This window comes from Citricoccus sp. GCM10030269 (assembly GCF_042665635.1).
GTDB lineage: Bacteria > Actinomycetota > Actinomycetes > Actinomycetales > Micrococcaceae > Citricoccus.
This window is the reverse complement of the sequence record NZ_JBHTCV010000005.1, coordinates 189,978-205,447: the sequence shown is the minus strand read 5'-3', so window position 1 is coordinate 205,447 and position 15,470 is coordinate 189,978. Positions and strand designations below refer to the sequence as shown.

General features: G+C 68.0%; 11 protein-coding genes and 1 pseudogene. 1 reads left to right on the top strand and 11 read right to left on the bottom strand.

The annotated features are described in order from the left end of the window. Positions 1–38 precede the first annotated feature (38 nt). The 3 genes from ACFQQD_RS08070 to glpK all read right to left on the bottom strand — a co-directional run bounded on the left by ACFQQD_RS08070 (position 39) and on the right by glpK (position 5,205). Positions 39–1,004 (bottom strand): DegV family protein, encoded by a 966-nt coding sequence (locus tag ACFQQD_RS08070; protein WP_378088114.1) that lies wholly within the window; start codon positions 1,002–1,004, stop codon positions 39–41. A 25-nt stretch (positions 1,005–1,029) separates the two neighbouring features. Beyond that, complete coding sequence (gene leuS, locus ACFQQD_RS08065; RefSeq protein WP_378088112.1) at positions 1,030–3,561, bottom strand: leucine--tRNA ligase; 2,532 nt, start codon at positions 3,559–3,561, stop codon at positions 1,030–1,032. A gap of 87 nt (positions 3,562–3,648) precedes the next feature. Further along, entirely contained in the window at positions 3,649–5,205 is a 1,557-nt protein-coding gene (gene glpK / locus ACFQQD_RS08060; RefSeq protein WP_378088110.1) for a glycerol kinase GlpK, read from the bottom strand. Between the two features lie 62 nt (positions 5,206–5,267). Here glpK and ACFQQD_RS08055 point away from each other — a divergent pair, with 62 nt between their 5' ends. Next, positions 5,268–6,410 carry an alpha/beta fold hydrolase gene (locus ACFQQD_RS08055; protein WP_378088108.1) on the top strand — a complete coding sequence of 381 codons (1,143 nt, stop codon included), beginning with the start codon at positions 5,268–5,270 and terminating at the stop codon, positions 6,408–6,410. A 181-nt stretch (positions 6,411–6,591) separates the two neighbouring features. Here the strand turns inward: ACFQQD_RS08055 and ACFQQD_RS08050 are convergent. The 8 genes and pseudogenes from ACFQQD_RS08050 to pyrF all read right to left on the bottom strand — a co-directional run. Next, a pseudogene (locus ACFQQD_RS08050) lies at positions 6,592–7,962 on the bottom strand (DUF222 domain-containing protein); the annotation flags it as partial. Between the two features lie 157 nt (positions 7,963–8,119). After that, positions 8,120–10,255 carry a primosomal protein N' gene (locus ACFQQD_RS08045; protein ID WP_378088106.1) on the bottom strand — a complete coding sequence of 712 codons (2,136 nt, stop codon included), beginning with the start codon at positions 10,253–10,255 and terminating at the stop codon, positions 8,120–8,122. Further along, positions 10,252–11,493: a methionine adenosyltransferase gene (gene metK, locus ACFQQD_RS08040; protein WP_378090045.1), complete on the bottom strand. Its 1,242-nt coding sequence runs from the start codon at positions 11,491–11,493 to the stop codon at positions 10,252–10,254. Before metK ends, ACFQQD_RS08045 begins: the two co-directional genes overlap by 4 nt. A gap of 20 nt (positions 11,494–11,513) precedes the next feature. Continuing rightward, positions 11,514–12,764: a bifunctional phosphopantothenoylcysteine decarboxylase/phosphopantothenate--cysteine ligase CoaBC gene (coaBC, locus tag ACFQQD_RS08035; protein WP_378088104.1), complete on the bottom strand. Its 1,251-nt coding sequence runs from the start codon at positions 12,762–12,764 to the stop codon at positions 11,514–11,516. Between the two features lie 38 nt (positions 12,765–12,802). Next, complete coding sequence (gene rpoZ, locus ACFQQD_RS08030) at positions 12,803–13,264, bottom strand: DNA-directed RNA polymerase subunit omega (protein WP_378088102.1); 462 nt, start codon at positions 13,262–13,264, stop codon at positions 12,803–12,805. 95 nt (positions 13,265–13,359) lie between these two features. After that, complete coding sequence (gene gmk, locus ACFQQD_RS08025; protein ID WP_378090042.1) at positions 13,360–13,968, bottom strand: guanylate kinase; 609 nt, start codon at positions 13,966–13,968, stop codon at positions 13,360–13,362. Between the two features lie 97 nt (positions 13,969–14,065). Beyond that, a complete protein-coding gene (gene mihF / locus ACFQQD_RS08020) occupies positions 14,066–14,380 on the bottom strand; it encodes an integration host factor, actinobacterial type (protein ID WP_378088100.1) in 315 nt (104 codons plus the stop codon). 178 nt (positions 14,381–14,558) lie between these two features. Further along, positions 14,559–15,437 (bottom strand): orotidine-5'-phosphate decarboxylase, encoded by an 879-nt coding sequence (gene pyrF / locus ACFQQD_RS08015; RefSeq protein WP_378090040.1) that lies wholly within the window; start codon positions 15,435–15,437, stop codon positions 14,559–14,561. Positions 15,438–15,470 lie beyond the last annotated feature (33 nt).

Genomic DNA, 15,470 nt, shown 5'->3' with positions numbered 1-15,470 from the left:
CGGGAGACCCCGGTGTATCCGCTGGGGACGGCTCGCGTCTACTCGTCACGCTGTGCAGTAGTCAGGGGATTCAGCGTGACACCGAGAGCTCCGAGCCCCAAGTGCGCCGCCAGTACGGCGGGCAGCTGAATCACCGGCACCGGGAGCGCGGAGTGGTCCTGCAGTCGTCCGGCCAGCTCGTGCGCGGCCGGGTCATTGCCGAACCCGTGCACCGCAAGCCTTTCGGGCTGACCACTGTTCTCCGTGGCGAGGTCAACCAGCCGGTCGGTCGCCTTGCTGATGGACCGTTCGCGGTCCATCAGTGAGACCATCCCGTCGTCCAGGGTCAGGACCGGTTTGACGTGCAACAGGGTGCCGAGCAGGCCGGCCATCGCGCCGATGCGACCACCTCGCCGCAGTTGTTCGAGGTTGGGCACCGTGAAGTAGACGGCGGAATCTTGAGTGGCCGCATCGATGCTGGAGAGCAATTGCTCGGGCCCGACGCGCAGCCCGGCGGCGATCACGGCGTCGAGCACCACGGTCCCGAGAGCGAATCCCGTGGTCTGCGAATCCACCACGGTGACGGGGATCAGCGACTCCCGCGCCGCCAACCGGGCGGCCTCGACCGTCCCGGACAGCTTGCCCGAGATATGGATCGCGATGATTTGCTCGTAGCCCGATTCGGCCAGTTCCTGGAACACCGCGGAGAAGACTCCCGGAGAGGGCCGAGAAGTCTTCACGGACGTTCCGGCAGCCAGCGCCAACTGCAGCTCGCGGAGTAGATCGGCGTTTCCTTCGGTGTGGATGTTCTCGCCCACCATGACCGGCATCGGCACTTGGCGCAGCCCTTTGGCGAGGGGATCGGCCAGCACCTCTGCCGGGATGGAGGCCGAGGAGTCGGTGACAATCGCGGTACGGCCCTTGCGCGACGGCGGCAGTCCGAACCGGAACCGGGCTGACTGGGCGCTCCGCAGTTGGCGGACATGAGTCAGCATGGCGTTCTGCCACGCAGCGACGTCGGCCATGCCAGCTCCTCTCTCGGCTCACCCCTCAAACAACGATGTTGACGAGCTTCGGCTCGCGGACGATGACCTTGCGGATCGGGGCACCGTCGATGCTTCGTTGCACGGCCTCGGACTCCAGCGCGAGCGTCTCGAGCTCGGCGGCGCTGATGCCCACGGGGACCTCGATCCGGTCGCGCACCTTGCCCTTGACCTGCACCACCGCGGTGGTCGTGTTCTGGACCAGCAGGGACTCGTCCACCGCGGGCCACCCGGCGCGGGCCACGGAGGGCTCATGTCCGAGCTTGGCCCACATGTCCTCAGCGGTGTACGGGGCGAAGAGGCTGAGCAGCACCGTGACGGCTTCCACGGCCTCGCGCACGGCCGGATCCGCAGGCCCATTACCGTCGATCGACTTGCGGATCGCGTTGACGAGTTCCATCGTCCGCGCCACCACGACGTTGAACTTGTGCTCATCCAACAGGCGAGCGGCGTCCGCCACCGTGCGGTGGGTGAGACGACGCAGGGACTCCTCGCCGCCGTCGGGAGCGGTCCCCGGCGCGGCACCGGAGAGTTGAACGTCCTGGGCCAGGCGCCAGGCGCGGGCCAGGAACTTGGCCGAACCGGCCGGCGAGACGTCCGCCCAGTCCACGTCGTCCTCCGGCGGGGACGCAAAAATCATCGTCAGCCGGACGGCGTCCACGCCATAGGTCTCCAGCTGCTCGCCCAAGTCCACCCCGTTGCCGAGGGATTTGGACATCGCCTTGCCACCGTTGAGCACCTGCCCCTGATTGAGCAGGGCCTTGAACGGCTCGGTGAAGGAGACCAGGTCCATGTCATACAGGGCCTTGGTGAAGAACCGGGAGTAGAGCAGGTGCAGAATCGCGTGCTCGACGCCGCCGACATATTGCTCGACCGGGAGCCAGCGGTCCACGGTTTCACGGTCAAACGCCTGGCCGTCGTCGTTGGGCGAGGCGAAACGCAGGAAGTACCACGAGGAATCCACGAAAGTGTCCATGGTGTCCGTGTCCCGCAGCGCGGGGCCGCCGCAGCCCGGACAGGTCGTGTTGACCCAGGACTCGATGCCGGCGAGCGGCGATTTGCCCTTGGGCGCGAGCTGTTCGCCGGCAACGTCCTGCGGCAACAGCACCGGCAACTGGTCCTCCGGAACGGGCACCTCGCCGCAGTCGGGGCAGTGCACGATGGGGATCGGGGCTCCCCAGAACCGCTGGCGGGAGAGCAGCCAGTCGCGCAGTCGGTAGTTGACGGTGCCGCGACCGGTCTCGTGCTCCTCGAGGAGTTCAATGGCGCGGGCGATGGCGTCGGCTTTGGGTAGTCCGTTGAGTTCACCGGAGTTGACCAGGGTCCCGTCACCGGTGGTCGCAATGCCGGACACCGCCGGATCCTCCTCGCCGGTGTCCACGACGGCGCGCACGTTCAAACCCATGGCTTGGGCGAAGTCGAGGTCACGCTGGTCGTGGGCGGGCACGGCCATCACGGCGCCGGTGCCGTAGTCGGCCAACACGTAGTCGGAGGCCCACATGGGCAGCTTCTCCCCCGTGAGCGGGTTGATCGCGTGGCGGCCCAGGAAAACACCGGTCTTCTCGCGATCCGTGGACTGACGCTCGATCTCGGAGACGTTCTTGAGGTCTTCGCGGTAGGCCTCCAGGGCATCGCGGTGATGCGGGTCAACCAGCTCGAGGGCCAACTCTGAATCCGCTGCCACCACCATGAACGTCGACCCGTAGAGGGTGTCCGGACGGGTGGTGAACACCGTGATCGCCCGTTCGTCGAGATCGCCCGTGGCCTCGACCCGGAAGTCGACGTGGGCGCCCTCTGAACGGCCGATCCAGTTCCGCTGCATGGCCAGCACCCGCTCGGGCCAGTGCCCTTCGAGGTCCTTCATGTCGTCCAGCAGGCGGTCGGCGTAGTCAGTGATCCGGAAGTACCACTGATTCAAGGACTTCTTCGTGACCTGAGTGCCGCAACGCTCACAGGCTCCGTTCACCACCTGCTCATTGGCCAGCACGGTCTGGTCACGAGGGCACCAGTTGACCGGCGAGTCCTTGCGGTACGCCAGTCCCTTGGCATGGAACTGCTGGAACAGCCACTGGGTCCACCGGTAGTACTCCGGGTCCGAGGTGTGCAGTTCTCGAGACCAGTCCACGGAGATCGCATAGCGCTGGAAGGAGGACTTCTGCGTGTCGACGTTCTTGTAGGTCCACTCGGCCGGGTGGGCATTGCGCTTGATCGCGGCGTTCTCCGCCGGCAGACCGAAGGAGTCCCAGCCGATGGGATGCATCACGTCGTAGCCGAGCTGCAGCCAATAACGGGCCACTACGTCACCCATGGCAAAGGCCTCGGCATGGCCCATATGCAGGTCGCCCGAGGGATAGGGGAACATGTCCAGGACGTAGCGACGTTCCCGGGAGCCGTCATCGAATGGCGTGAACGTCCCGTGTTGCTCCCAGTAGCCACCCCACCGCGCCTCTAGTGCAGCGAACGAGTACTCCTCTGGCCCCGCGTCGGCAGTCTGCCCGGTCGCGTGCTGCTGTGGAGTACTCTGCGCTGGCTGGCTCACGCTGCTCTGTCCTCTGATGCTGGGGGTTGGTGCTGGGAGTTGGATAGAAACCACGACGTCAGCCCGGTCACCGGGCGGTCGACGCGCCTATCCATCGTACTCCGGAGTGTTCGGAGCCCAGTCCATGGAGCATCGCACCGCCTTCTCCCACCGGCCGAGCAAGGCGTTGCGGTCACGCGAGGCCATCGCCGGTTCCCAGCGTCGACCCTCGCGCCAGAGCCCAGCCACCTCGTCGAGATCGTTCCACAGTCCGGCAGCCAGACCGGCGGCATGGGCGGCCCCGACCGCCGTCGTCTCCACCAGTTCCGGTCGCACGACCGGCAATCCGAGGATGTCGGCCTGGAACTGCATGAGTTCGTCATTGACAGTCATGCCGCCGTCGACGCGCAGTTCCTCGGGCCGTTCTCCGGTGTCCGCCACGACCGCCTCGAGGACGTCTCGCGACTGGTATGCCGTGGCTTCCAAGGCGGCTCGAGCCAGATGACCGGCGTTTGCATACCCCGTGAGCCCGGCGATGAGGCCGCGGGCGTCCGGCCTCCAGTAGGGTGCGTACAGCCCCGAGAACGCCGGCACGAAGAACACTCCGCCGTTGTCCTCCACCGAGCCGGCCAACGACTCCACCTCCGCCGAGGTGCGGATGATGCCGAGGTTGTCCCGCAGCCACTGGACCAGCGATCCGGCCACGGCCACCGACCCCTCCAGCGCAAAGTAGGCCGGCCCGTCCTCCAACTGGTACGCCACAGTGGTGACGAGGCCATGGCTGGAGGTGTCCGGCGTCGTGCCGATGTTCTGCAGCAGGAAGCATCCGGTGCCGTAGGTGTTCTTGACGTCTCCGCGATTGAACGCGGACTGACCGAAGGTCGCCGCCTGCTGATCGCCGAGAATGCCGCAGATCGGCAGTCCGCTGAGTGGTTCTGCGCCTCGGATGGAACCGAACTCCCCCACCGACGGGTGGATGCGCGGGAGCAGACTGGCGGCCAGATCAGGGTCGATTCCGAACAGCCGCGCGAGATCCTCGTCCCAGTCGAGGGTCTCCAAGTCCATCAGGAGGGTCCGCGAGGCATTCGTGACGTCGGTCGCGTGGACGCCGCCGTCCGCACCGCCGGTGAGGTTCCAGAGCAGCCAACTGTCCATGGTCCCGGCGCGCAAACGCCCGTGACGGGCCAGGTCCGCCGCCTCGGGAACGTGCTGCAGGATCCAGCCGATCTTGCCTGCCGAGAAGTACGACGCCAGGGGAAGTCCGGTCTTGGCCCGCACCGCGTCCTCATGGCCGTCCACCTTCAACCGGTCCATGACGTCGTCCGTGCGGGAGTCCTGCCAGACCACCGCTCGGTGAACCGGCCGGCCGGTGACGGCGTCCCAGAGAACCGTGGTCTCGCGCTGATTGGTCATCCCGACGGCGGCAACGTCGCCTGGTCTCATCCTCGCCCGGGTCAGGGCGAGCCCCGTGAGCTCGCGGGTGTTTTCCCAGATCTCGACGGGGTCATGCTCCACCCAGCCGGGGTGTGGGAAGTACTGCCGGTGCTCTCTTTGGGCGCTGGCCACGACAGAACCGTCCTGAAGCATGACCACGACGCGCGTCGAGGTGGTCCCCTGGTCGATGCTGATGACGGCGTGGCCCGAACCGGTGGATGCTGTGTCCATGGCCGAAGCCTATCCACAGCTGTGGTCCACGCCATGGTTTGGTGGGGCGATAGCCTGAGGAGGTGACCAGGCCTTCGACGTCCAGCCGCCCGACGCCCATTCGTTGGCGCGACCGCATCCGCGTCCCGCCGTCGCCCCGGGATACCTCGATCATCACCGGGTTTGCCGCTCGCACTCCCGAACGCATCATGGTGGAGGTCCCCGACCCGCAGTCGGGCCGCCCCACTCCCGTGGCCGTCTGGCACTATCCGGTTGAGTCGGGCACTCGGGCACCACTGATCGGCGTCCACGGTTTCCGCGGTGATCATCACGGACTGGCCCTGCTGGCCGATTGCCTTCCGGACCACGAGATCTTTCTGCCGGAGCTGCCCGGATTCGGTCATTCGCCCGCCTTTCCCGACGCCGAACACACCGTGGCTCACTACGTGGCGGCTCTCCAAGACGCTCTGGAAGCTCTGGAGTTGCTGCCGACCGTATCCACCGGGCGCCGCGCCGCCGCGTCCCACGCCGAACTGCCGCGGCCGACCCTTCTGGGCCACTCGTTCGGCTCGGTCATCGCCTCGCACCTTGCTGCCTCGGCTCCGGAGCGGTGGGCCGGACTGACGCTGCTGAATCCGATCTGCGAGCCGGCCTTGACGGCCGACGATTCGACGTCCAAAGTCGTGCTGTCTCGGCTTGCGGAAAGCTACTACGGCGTCTCCGCCGCCTTGCCCGATCCCCTCGGGAAGACTCTGCTGTCCTCCCCGTTGGTGGTATGGCTCACCGGAACGGTGATGGCCAAGACCGAAGACCGGAACACGCTGGCGTACTTGCACGATCAGCATCAGAGCTACTTCTCCGCCTTCGACCACCGAAAGGTGCTTCTGGAGGCGTATCGCGCCTCCACGCATGGATCCGTCCTGGATGTCGCGCAGCAACTCCGGTTGCCCGTTCTGCTGGTCGCCGGCGCGCAGGACGAACTCGGCTCGGTGCGGGGCCAGCGCAAGCTCGCTCGGCGCATCGGACGTGTCTCCCCTGCCGTCCAGCTGGAGGTGCTGGACGGCGTCGGGCACCTCATCCATTACGAGCGCGCGGCCGAAGCGGCCGGGTTGATCCAGGAGTTCCGACAGAATCTCGACGGGAATACCGATAGCGCATCTCGCCTTTCGGCGGCGTCCATCGGCGACGGCGGCGCGGCCGCCAGCGCGACCGGCCAGCACGCGTGACGGGCGGCTCTCGATCGGGCTCGGCTAGTCCATGGGACTCAACTACTCGACGGGGCTCGGCTATTCGACGAGGTTCAATCACCAGCGGCGCATCGGGTTGTCTGTATCGGTGCCCCGTCGGCGTCGTGACTTGTAGCTCGCCCGGTGTGGCCTCGTGGGCCCATCCCGGGTTCTCCTTCGTGTAGTTGCACCGTTCGCAGAGGCCGGACGCATTGGCGTAACTGGTCTCTCCACCCTGACGCCGGGGATTCGCATGGTCGATGTGCTTGACCGACGCGTCACACCACGGGGTCCGGCAGGTGTCATCTCTCAACAGCACCATTCGCCGCAACAGGGCCGGGAATTGCCGTCGGCGCGAGTCCATCGTCACCAGTTGTCCGCTCTCGGGCTCGGTGTAGAGCCGACGGAGGAAGACCTCTGCGTCGGTATCCCTCAAGTCATTGCGCATGATGCCAGCCGGGACCGGCCCGTAGCCGGGAATCCACGCGGGCTGGTCCGGGCTTGAAGGGTGCTGGCCGGGGCTGGAAGGGTGCTGGCCGGGGTAGGAGGAGTGCCGGCCGGGGTCGCCGTGGAACTGTTGGTCACCCAGCAGCGCCCGGTCGGTCATGACCACGTGGACCTCCATCGGCACGCCATCTGCCGTCGCCTGCCCGGTGACTCGCTCGACCAGCAGGTCGGCCATGACCTGGTCCTGGGTCCGCTCGGCAGCTTTGCCGGTGCCCACGGTGGTGGCCGCCGTGCGTTTGAGGTTTCCCAGGCAGGCCACAGCCTGTCGCATCGGCAGCAGTGCCGTGAGGTACGCCATCCCGCCGGGAGCCGGCCGGACCGAGACGCGGCGCTCCTGCACGGAGCGGTCACGATGCTTGACCGCTGCCGCCGGGTCCAGCCGCTGAGCGTGTGCGCGAGCTTCCCCGCCCAGCCGCCGATCCCCCACGACGGCAAGACGATCGGCCATCAGGGCGTCGACCTCGGCACGGGCCTCGGCTGGAAGCCACGCCGTTTCTCGCACCATGATGGTGGCCTTCCATTCGGAGATCGTGCCCTGGGTCAGCGCTGCCATGGTGCAGGGCATCTCTCGCACCAGGGCCTGAGCCAGGCCGACGTCCCGGGAACCCCGATGGGCGGACTCCCGTCTGGCCAGCGCCACCTCACTGGCCACTCCGCGACCTCGCTTGGCGGCGGGTTGTCCTTCTTCTGCCTCAGCGGCACGTCGCAAAGACTGGAATCCCGCCGTCTCTCGGGCCTGGGCCGCTGCGCACGCCGCCTTGAGTTCTTCCAACGCCGCAATACGGTCAATGGCCTCTGACTCAGTGTCGGCCGGAGCCAACCCCGCCACGGCACCGACCAGTCCTGACAGGTCCTCCACAGCAGAGATCTTGTGGGCGGCCGATGGCGCCGGAAGCTCGCGGGCCCTGTGCACGAAGGTGGGTGGGGGCTCGCGATCAGGAGGTTGCCGGCCTGGAGGTTGCAGGCCTAGAAGTTGCCGGTCACGAGGTTGCCGGCCTGGAGGCGCTGGACCGTTCACCTCGGCAAGGGCATCATCTTCGAACATGTGTACTACTCTACGAACGCCCGCGGACACGATAAGCCTCCACTGGACAAATGTGGACAACTAAGGCCCACCGGCTCACTGTGGAGCCCGCCGCTCAGCCCAGCCAACCTCAGCCCAGCCAGCTCAGCCACCGCAGCTCAGCCCAGCCCGGCCCACGTCACGGCAGATCGACCGGATCCACCCGCAATCGGACGGGCTCCGTCGTCCGGCGCGCGCTGGAGGCAGCACGCGCGGCCCGCAACGCCTCGACGACCCTCCGCGCCGCGCCGTACGGGAAGAACAACAGCGCGCGGTGCAGAGGCGAGTCACCGGACGACTGCGGCCCAGCTGACCGCGCGCCCGCTCCGGCGGACCACTCCTCCACCGGCACCGGGCCGATCCACGGCCCGTGCGGGGCGCCGCCGGGCAGGTCGACCAGCTCGATGAAGGCGGAGACGGCATCGACCGGCCCAGACACCTCCGCCATGCGCACGGCCGGAGGCAGTCGCAACTCACGCCGTTCGGCCAACTGCCGGGACGCGTAGCCCGCCGGGTCCATCCGCACCAGCGCACCGACCACGTCCTCTTGGGAGGCGGTGACCACCACGACTCCCCCGTCCTGACGTGACCGCACCAACGCCGCCGCGGCGAACCAGCGCGAGAGCACCTGGCCGGGCGTGCGGAGGCCTTCGCGCTGCAACTGCGAGTCACCGTCGAGCAGCAGGGCGGTCGCGTAACCACCGGCGGCCACGGGTTCGGCACCGGTCGTCGCGACCACGAGGGCCGGAGTGTCATCCACCGTGGAGAGGATGTGATCACCGGACGAGGAGAGCACCGGGATCTGCGGGAAGGCCCGGCCCAGTTCCTCGGCGGTCCGGTCGACACCGCGGGACCCGGCCCTCAACTGCGTCGAACCGCATTCGGGACATTCGAAGCCGCGTTCCCGGCGTCCGCACCACCGACAGGCGGCTTCGTTCCGCGCGGAGGCGGTGCGGTCGGGGTAGCCCAACGGGCCGGCGCAGTGGCGGCAACGCGCTGGAGTCCGGCACTCTGCGCAGATCAACGCGGGGATGAAGCCGCTCCGGGACACTTGCACCAGCACGGGCCCGGGCTCTCCTTGCGCTCCCTCGAGCCCCTCCTTCGCCGACCGCCAGGCGGCCTGCGGCAGTCGAGCCCGGGCCAGAAGAGGATCTCGTTCGGTCTCCCACGAGTCCGCGGTGGAGACCACCCGGGCTGTCGTGGCGTGGATCGTGTTCCGGTCCACCTGGAGATCGCCCAGCCACCCCAGTTCGACCAGCCTCTGTACCTCAGGAGTGCGGGTCGTCGAGGCCAACAGCAATCCGGCACCCGCCAATTCGGAGCGCAGCAACGCCACTTCCCGCACGTGCTGATACGGCGCACGCGGCTCAGCGTGGAGGGCGTCGTCGTCGTTCCACAGCACCACCAGGCCGGGATCCTCCACCGGCGCCCAGACGGCCGAGCGCGTCCCCACGGCGATCCGACGCAGCCCTCGGCGCAGTTGCAGGAATGCACGGTACCGCGGGGTGGGACCGTCGTCAGCAGTCAGACGCGCGTAGCCCCTGGTCCCCACGATGCGGTCCAAGGCTTGGCACAGCCGTTCCAGATCCCGCTGATCGGGCACTACCACGACGGCGGCCCGGCCGGCTGCCGCGGTGCGGGCGGCGGCGTCGGCCAGCAGCGTCGCGGTGTCCCAGCTGCCGTGCGCGCTGGGGACGGTCAGAGCCGCTCGAGGTCCCTCTCCTCCGCCGATCTGCTGGAAAAAGGCGTCGGCTCCGGGGAGCCGGCTCCAGTCGAAGGTGCTGTCAGACTTTGTCTCAGCGGGCCGGGAGACTCCAGTGCCGCTCGCCTCCGGTGACTCGGCCGCTGCATTCAACTCCTTCTCCACCTTGGCCACCCGGGGCGGGACGGCGGCTCGGAGCACATCGGCCACGTTGCCGGCGTACCTGCTCGCCACGGCCTGAGCGAGTTCGCGGATCTCCGGGGTGAGCACCGGCTCGGGCGAGACCACGGAGCGGATCGGCAGCAGTTTGGCGCCCGTCGAGGGCTCTGAGCCGCGGGACATCAGCCAGCCCTGCACGTCCTGATGACCGAAGCGCACCCGCACGCGCACGCCCGGGCGAGCCTCGGCGTCGTGGGTGTGGGGTACCAGGTAGTCGAATTCCCGGTCCAGGTGCGGGACTCCCGAGTCCAGCAGAATCCGGGCCACCGGCTCATCGGGCCAGCCGCCGGGAACTTCCGGCAGTCCCGTGACCGCAGGCGGTACGGGCAGGTCGAACAGGGGCTCGTCGGTCACCAGCCCACGGCGGCGCGCAAGGCGTCGACCCGGTCCAGCCGTTCCCAGGTGAAGTCGGGGTCCTCGCGGCCGAAGTGGCCATTGGCGGCCGTCTTGCGGTAGATCGGCCGCAGCAGATTCAGATCCGTGATGATGGCCAGGGGACGCAGGTCGAAGACCTCGTTGACGGCGTCGATGATCTGCGCAGGGGCAACCTTCTCGGTGCCGAAGGTGTCCACGTAGAGTCCGACCGGCCGGGCCTTGCCGATGGCGTAGGCGACCTGGAACTCGGCGCGGTCCGCCAGGCCGGCCGCCACCACGTTCTTGGCGACCCACCGCATGGCGTACGCCGCGGAACGGTCCACCTTGGACGGGTCCTTGCCGGAGAAGGCGCCCCCGCCGTGGCGGGCCATCCCGCCGTAGGTGTCGACGATGATCTTGCGTCCGGTGAGCCCGGCGTCACCAACCGGCCCGCCGATCACGAAGGGCCCGCCGGGATTGATAATGATTTCCGCGTTCGAGTAGTCCAGCCCGGACAGTTCCACGACCGGACGGATGACGTGCTGCTCGATGTCAGCCCGGAGCTGATCTTGGCTGACATCCTCCAGATGCTGGGCAGACACCACAATGGTCTCGACCGTTTTGGGCAGTCCGTCCTCGCCGTAACCGATGGTGACCTGCGTCTTGCCGTCCGGCAGCAGATACGGCATCGGCGTCTCGTCCTGGTTGCGGACCATCGTCAGCCGCTCGGAGAGACGGTGGGCCAGGAAGACGGGGGCCGGCATGTACGCCGGGGTCTCGTTCGAGGCGTAGCCGAACATGATGCCCTGATCGCCGGCGCCCTGGAGATCGATGGCGTCGGCGGAACCGCCGCGGACCTCCAGAGAAGTGGAGATACCGGTGTGGATGTCCGAGGACTGCTGACCGATGGAGATGTTCACGCCACAGGCCGCGCCGTCGAAGCCATTGGCAGAGGAGTCATAGCCGATCGAGAGAATGGTCTCCCGCACGATCTGCGGGATCTCGACGTAGGCGGAAGTGTTGACCTCGCCGGCCACTTGCACCAGTCCGGTGGTGGTCAGCGTCTCCACCGCTACTTTGGCGGTGGGATCCCGGGAGATGATCGCATCCAGGATGGCGTCCGAGATCTGGTCGCAGATCTTGTCCGGATGCCCGCTGGTCACCGATTCGGAGGTGAACAGGCGTACCGCCCCTCCCCCGATCCCGGAGTACGACTCGTAGCTGCTGGCCTCGGTCATCTCTGCCCTCTCTGCGTCGGTCACTCGCCCATCCTAGCCAGCAGCCCGGACAGCTCGTCGACGATGGCCACAGCCACCTCGGTCTTCGTGCCGCCCGCCCCCACGGGCTCGCGGCCGTCGGCGAACAGCATGGTGACGTCCGTGGTGTCCTGCCCGAAGACGCGGTGGCGGCCGACCTGATTGACCACCAGCATCTCGCATCCCTTGCGGGCAAGTTTGGCGGCGCCGAACTCCAGTACCGAGGTCTGTTCGTCTCCGGTCTCGGCTCCGAATCCGACGATGACGCTCGGCATGGGCGGCGCGGAAACGGCTCGCGCCTTGACCACGTCGGCCAGAATGTCCGGAGTCCGCTCCAGCTGAATCACGGGGTTGGAGCCGTCAGCGGCCTTCTTGATCTTGGCCTCGGCATAGGTCGCAGGCCGGAAATCCGCGACGGCGGCGGCCATCACCAGAGCGTCGGTCCCCGGGGCGCAGTCGAAGACCGCATCGTGCAGTTCTTGGGTGGACTCCACGCGGAGCACCTCTGCGCCGGCCGGCGGGTCGACGGACATGGCCCCCGCGATGAACCGCACCGTGGCCCCGGCGGCCAGTGCTGCCTCGGCCACGGCCACGCCCTGCTTGCCGGAAGATCGGTTGCCCAGGTACCGCACCGGATCCAGCGCTTCCCGGGTACCGCCCGCGGTCACGACGACGGTGCGTCCGGACAGAGGTCCGGTCGAAGGGGGTCCGGTGGACGGCACGGCCCCGGAGCCAATCAGGCGCTGGGCCTCGGCCCAGATGCGCTCGGCTTCCGGGAACCGTCCCGGACCCGAGTCCTGACCGGTCAGGCGACCGTCGTCGGGATCCAGAATGGTGAGGCCGCGTGAGCGGAGCGTGGTGACATTGGCCACGGTCGCCGGATTCAGCCACATCTCGGTGTGCATGGCAGGGACCAGCAGAATCGGGCACGTCGCGGTCAGCAAGACATTGCCCAGCAGATCCGGGGCCAGCCCGGCAGCCGTGCGGGCCAGCGAGTCCGCCGTCGCCGGAGCCACGACGACCAGGTCGGCCTCGCGCCCGAGCCGCACATGGTTGACCGTCTCGACCGCCTCGAACGTCTCCGTGCGCACGGGGCGCCCGGACAGTGCCTCCCAGGTGGCCTGGCCTACGAAGTTCAGGGCGGCCCGAGTGGGCACCACGTCGACCTGGTGGCCGGCTTCGGTCATCAGTCGCAGCAGCAACGCCGACTTGTACCCGGCGATCCCGCCGGTGACTCCCAGAACGATCCTCATGCACTCAATCTAGTGCGTGAGGCCGTGCGTGAGCGCCATCAGGACTGCTGATCGTCCTCGTCCGCTGCGGCCTCGTCAGCAGGAGTCTCGGCGACCTCGGCCTCGGTCACCTCGGCGACGTCGGCACTGAGGTCGGACTCGGCCCCGACTCCCTCATCGGAGAACGCGACCTCGGCGAAGTCGGTACCGGCGGAATCATCCAGCGCGGAGATACCGAGGTCGCCCTCGGCCTCCGCGGCGATCTGATCCTGGGTCATCGGGGTCGACTCCAGCAGGTCCTCTTCGATCTCTCGCATCGAGATGGACAGCGGCTTCTCATTGAGCTTGGTGTCCACGAGCGGGCCCACGTACTCGAACAGGCCCTCGTGGAGCTGCGAGTAGTAGGCATTGATCTGGCGGGCTCGCTTGGCAGCGAAGAGCACCAGGGCGTACTTCGAGTCAACCTTCTCCAGCAGGGTGTCGATGGGCGGGTTGACGATGCCTTCGTACTGTTCGGTCACAAAATCTCCACGGGTTGTTGCTTGGTGGTCCGCCGGGTGAGGCGGCACGGTCTGCTCGAGCTGCCGGCGTGGCCGGCTGACGTGATCGATCCACTCTATCGGTGGTCCTCGGGATCCAGTCCCATGATCCGAACCAACTCCTCGGCGGCGCGCTCAACACGGTCATTGACCACGACGGCATCGAACTCTGGCTCGGCAGCGAGCTCCATTCTAGCGGTTTCCAGCCGTCGGCGCTGTTCCTCTGCCGATTCGGTGCCGCGCCCGACCAATCGCTGGACCAACTCGTCCCAATTCGGCGGCGCCAAGAACACGAAGGTGGCTTCGGGCATGGCCTGCCGGACCTGCCGCGCGCCTTGCAGGTCGATCTCGAGCAGCACGTGTTGCCCCTCGTCCAGGGCCCGCTGCACGGTGTCGCGGCGGGTGCCGTACCGATTCTTGCCGTGCACCACGGCCCACTCCAGCATCTGGTCCTGCGCGATGAGCTCGTCGAAGCGATCGGGCGCAACGAAGAAGTAGTGTTCTCCCTCCACTTCCCCGCGCCGCGGTGGCCGGGTGGTCGCGGAGACGGAGAGCCAGACCTGAGGGTAGTGCTCGCGCACATACCGCGAGACCGTCCCCTTCCCGACGGCGGTCGGTCCCGCGAGCACGGTGATGCGCGGCCGCTGACCGCTCTCGCCCTCCGCATGTTCCGGGCGGGGCCGCACCGGCCGAGCAGCGGGAACATGCGGGATGGGATCGGTCACGGGTCCTCCTGAAGCGGCCGGTCAGGCCAGGTCAAACGTGGGCGGGCCCGGAAAAGGGCTACCGGCCAATATAGGCGACCAAGGCCTCCCGTTGCCGCCGGCCGAGCCCCCGGAGACGTCGGTTGGGGGAAATCCCACAGGATTCCATGATCTTGGCCGCCCGCACCTCGCCGACGCCCTGCAGGGTCTGGAGCAGATCGATGGTGCGCATGCGCCCAATGGCGGGGTCCTCATCTGCCGCCTCGAACACCGACTGGAGATTCGTCTTTCCCGTCCGGAACGATTCCTTCAGGTCGGCTCGCGCGGTGCGCGCCTGCAGCGCTTTACTCCGCGCCGCCTCCCGTTCTGCGGCAGACAATTCCTTCAGCGCCATCGTGATCCACCTCGGCTTTGAGTTTCCGGCTCACGGCAATGTCGTCGTGACTGGGACGTAAGCTATCAATAAAGCCCCGCCAGGTCAGCAGCCCAGTGTGCGCTGGCCCGAAGTTAATGGAACGGTGACCCTCCGAGGTCAGAGGGCGACTCTCCTTCCTGCTGAGATCACAGAACGGTCACGCTCGGCCGGCCGGTGACGCCTGAAGATCCTCGAGGGCCTCCGCGATCGCTTCCCGCAGTCCGGCCACCGACGGGCCCCGGCCGAGCATGGCCCTGCTGGACGTGGCCAACACGGCCGGCCAGGCCGAGGCGAATCCGCTCCGCATTCCCTGCCCCGAGGCTCCTTGGGCGCCGAAACCCGGGGCCAGCAGCGCTCCGCGCACTCCGCCCAGTTCGATGCCCAGCACCTGCGCCTGCTCCGCGACAGTGGCCCCGACCACGAGACCCACGGGGCCGAACGGCGCACGTGCGGCGTCGGACGGCGGGGTCGACGAGGGGGTCGACGAAGGGGTCAGCGACGTGAGCGCCCGGGCGTTGTCCGCGGCGGCGGCCTCGGTGATCGCCCGGGCGACGGAGGCTTCCGCTCCCCCGACGTGCTGCACTGAAGCACCTTCGGGATTCGAGGTCAGGGCCAGCACGAAGACACCGCGACCGGTCTCCTCGGCGAGCTCGATGGCCGGAGCCAACGATCCGTAGCCCAAGAACGGGCTCAGGGTCACCGCATCGGAGGCCAGTGGAGAACGGTCGGAGAGCCACGCCTCGGCATACCCGGCCATCGTCGAGCCGATGTCACCGCGCTTGGCATCGGCGATCGTCAGCACCCCAGCCTGCCGGGAGCGCCGCAGCAGCCGTTCCAGGACCACGATCCCCGCCGAGCCGTGACGCTCGTAGAGAGCCACCTGTGGCTTGACGGCGGCGACACCGCCGGCGCTGGCCGCCTCCAGGGCGGTCATCGAGAACCGCTCCAGCCCGACGGGAGTGTCCGGCAGATCCCAGTCCCGCAGCAACTGCGGGTGCGGGTCGATGCCCAGACACAGCGGCCCCGAGGCATCCATGGCGGCGGCCAGCCGGGCGCCGAAGGGAACCCG

Bases quoted from the DNA above. Each gene is read 5' to 3' on its own strand.
- ACFQQD_RS08070 (WP_378088114.1), bottom strand. From the start codon at position 1,004: ATGGCCGACGTCGCTGCGTGGCAGAACGCCATGCTGACTCATGTCCGC.
- glpK (WP_378088110.1), bottom strand. From the start codon at position 5,205: ATGGACACAGCATCCACCGGTTCGGGCCACGCCGTCATCAGCATCGAC.
- metK (WP_378090045.1), bottom strand. From the start codon at position 11,493: ATGACCGAGGCCAGCAGCTACGAGTCGTACTCCGGGATCGGGGGAGGG.
- coaBC (WP_378088104.1), bottom strand. From the start codon at position 12,764: ATGAGGATCGTTCTGGGAGTCACCGGCGGGATCGCCGGGTACAAGTCG.
- mihF (WP_378088100.1), bottom strand. From the start codon at position 14,380: ATGGCGCTGAAGGAATTGTCTGCCGCAGAACGGGAGGCGGCGCGGAGT.
- pyrF (WP_378090040.1), bottom strand. From the start codon at position 15,437: ATGGATGCCTCGGGGCCGCTGTGTCTGGGCATCGACCCGCACCCGCAG.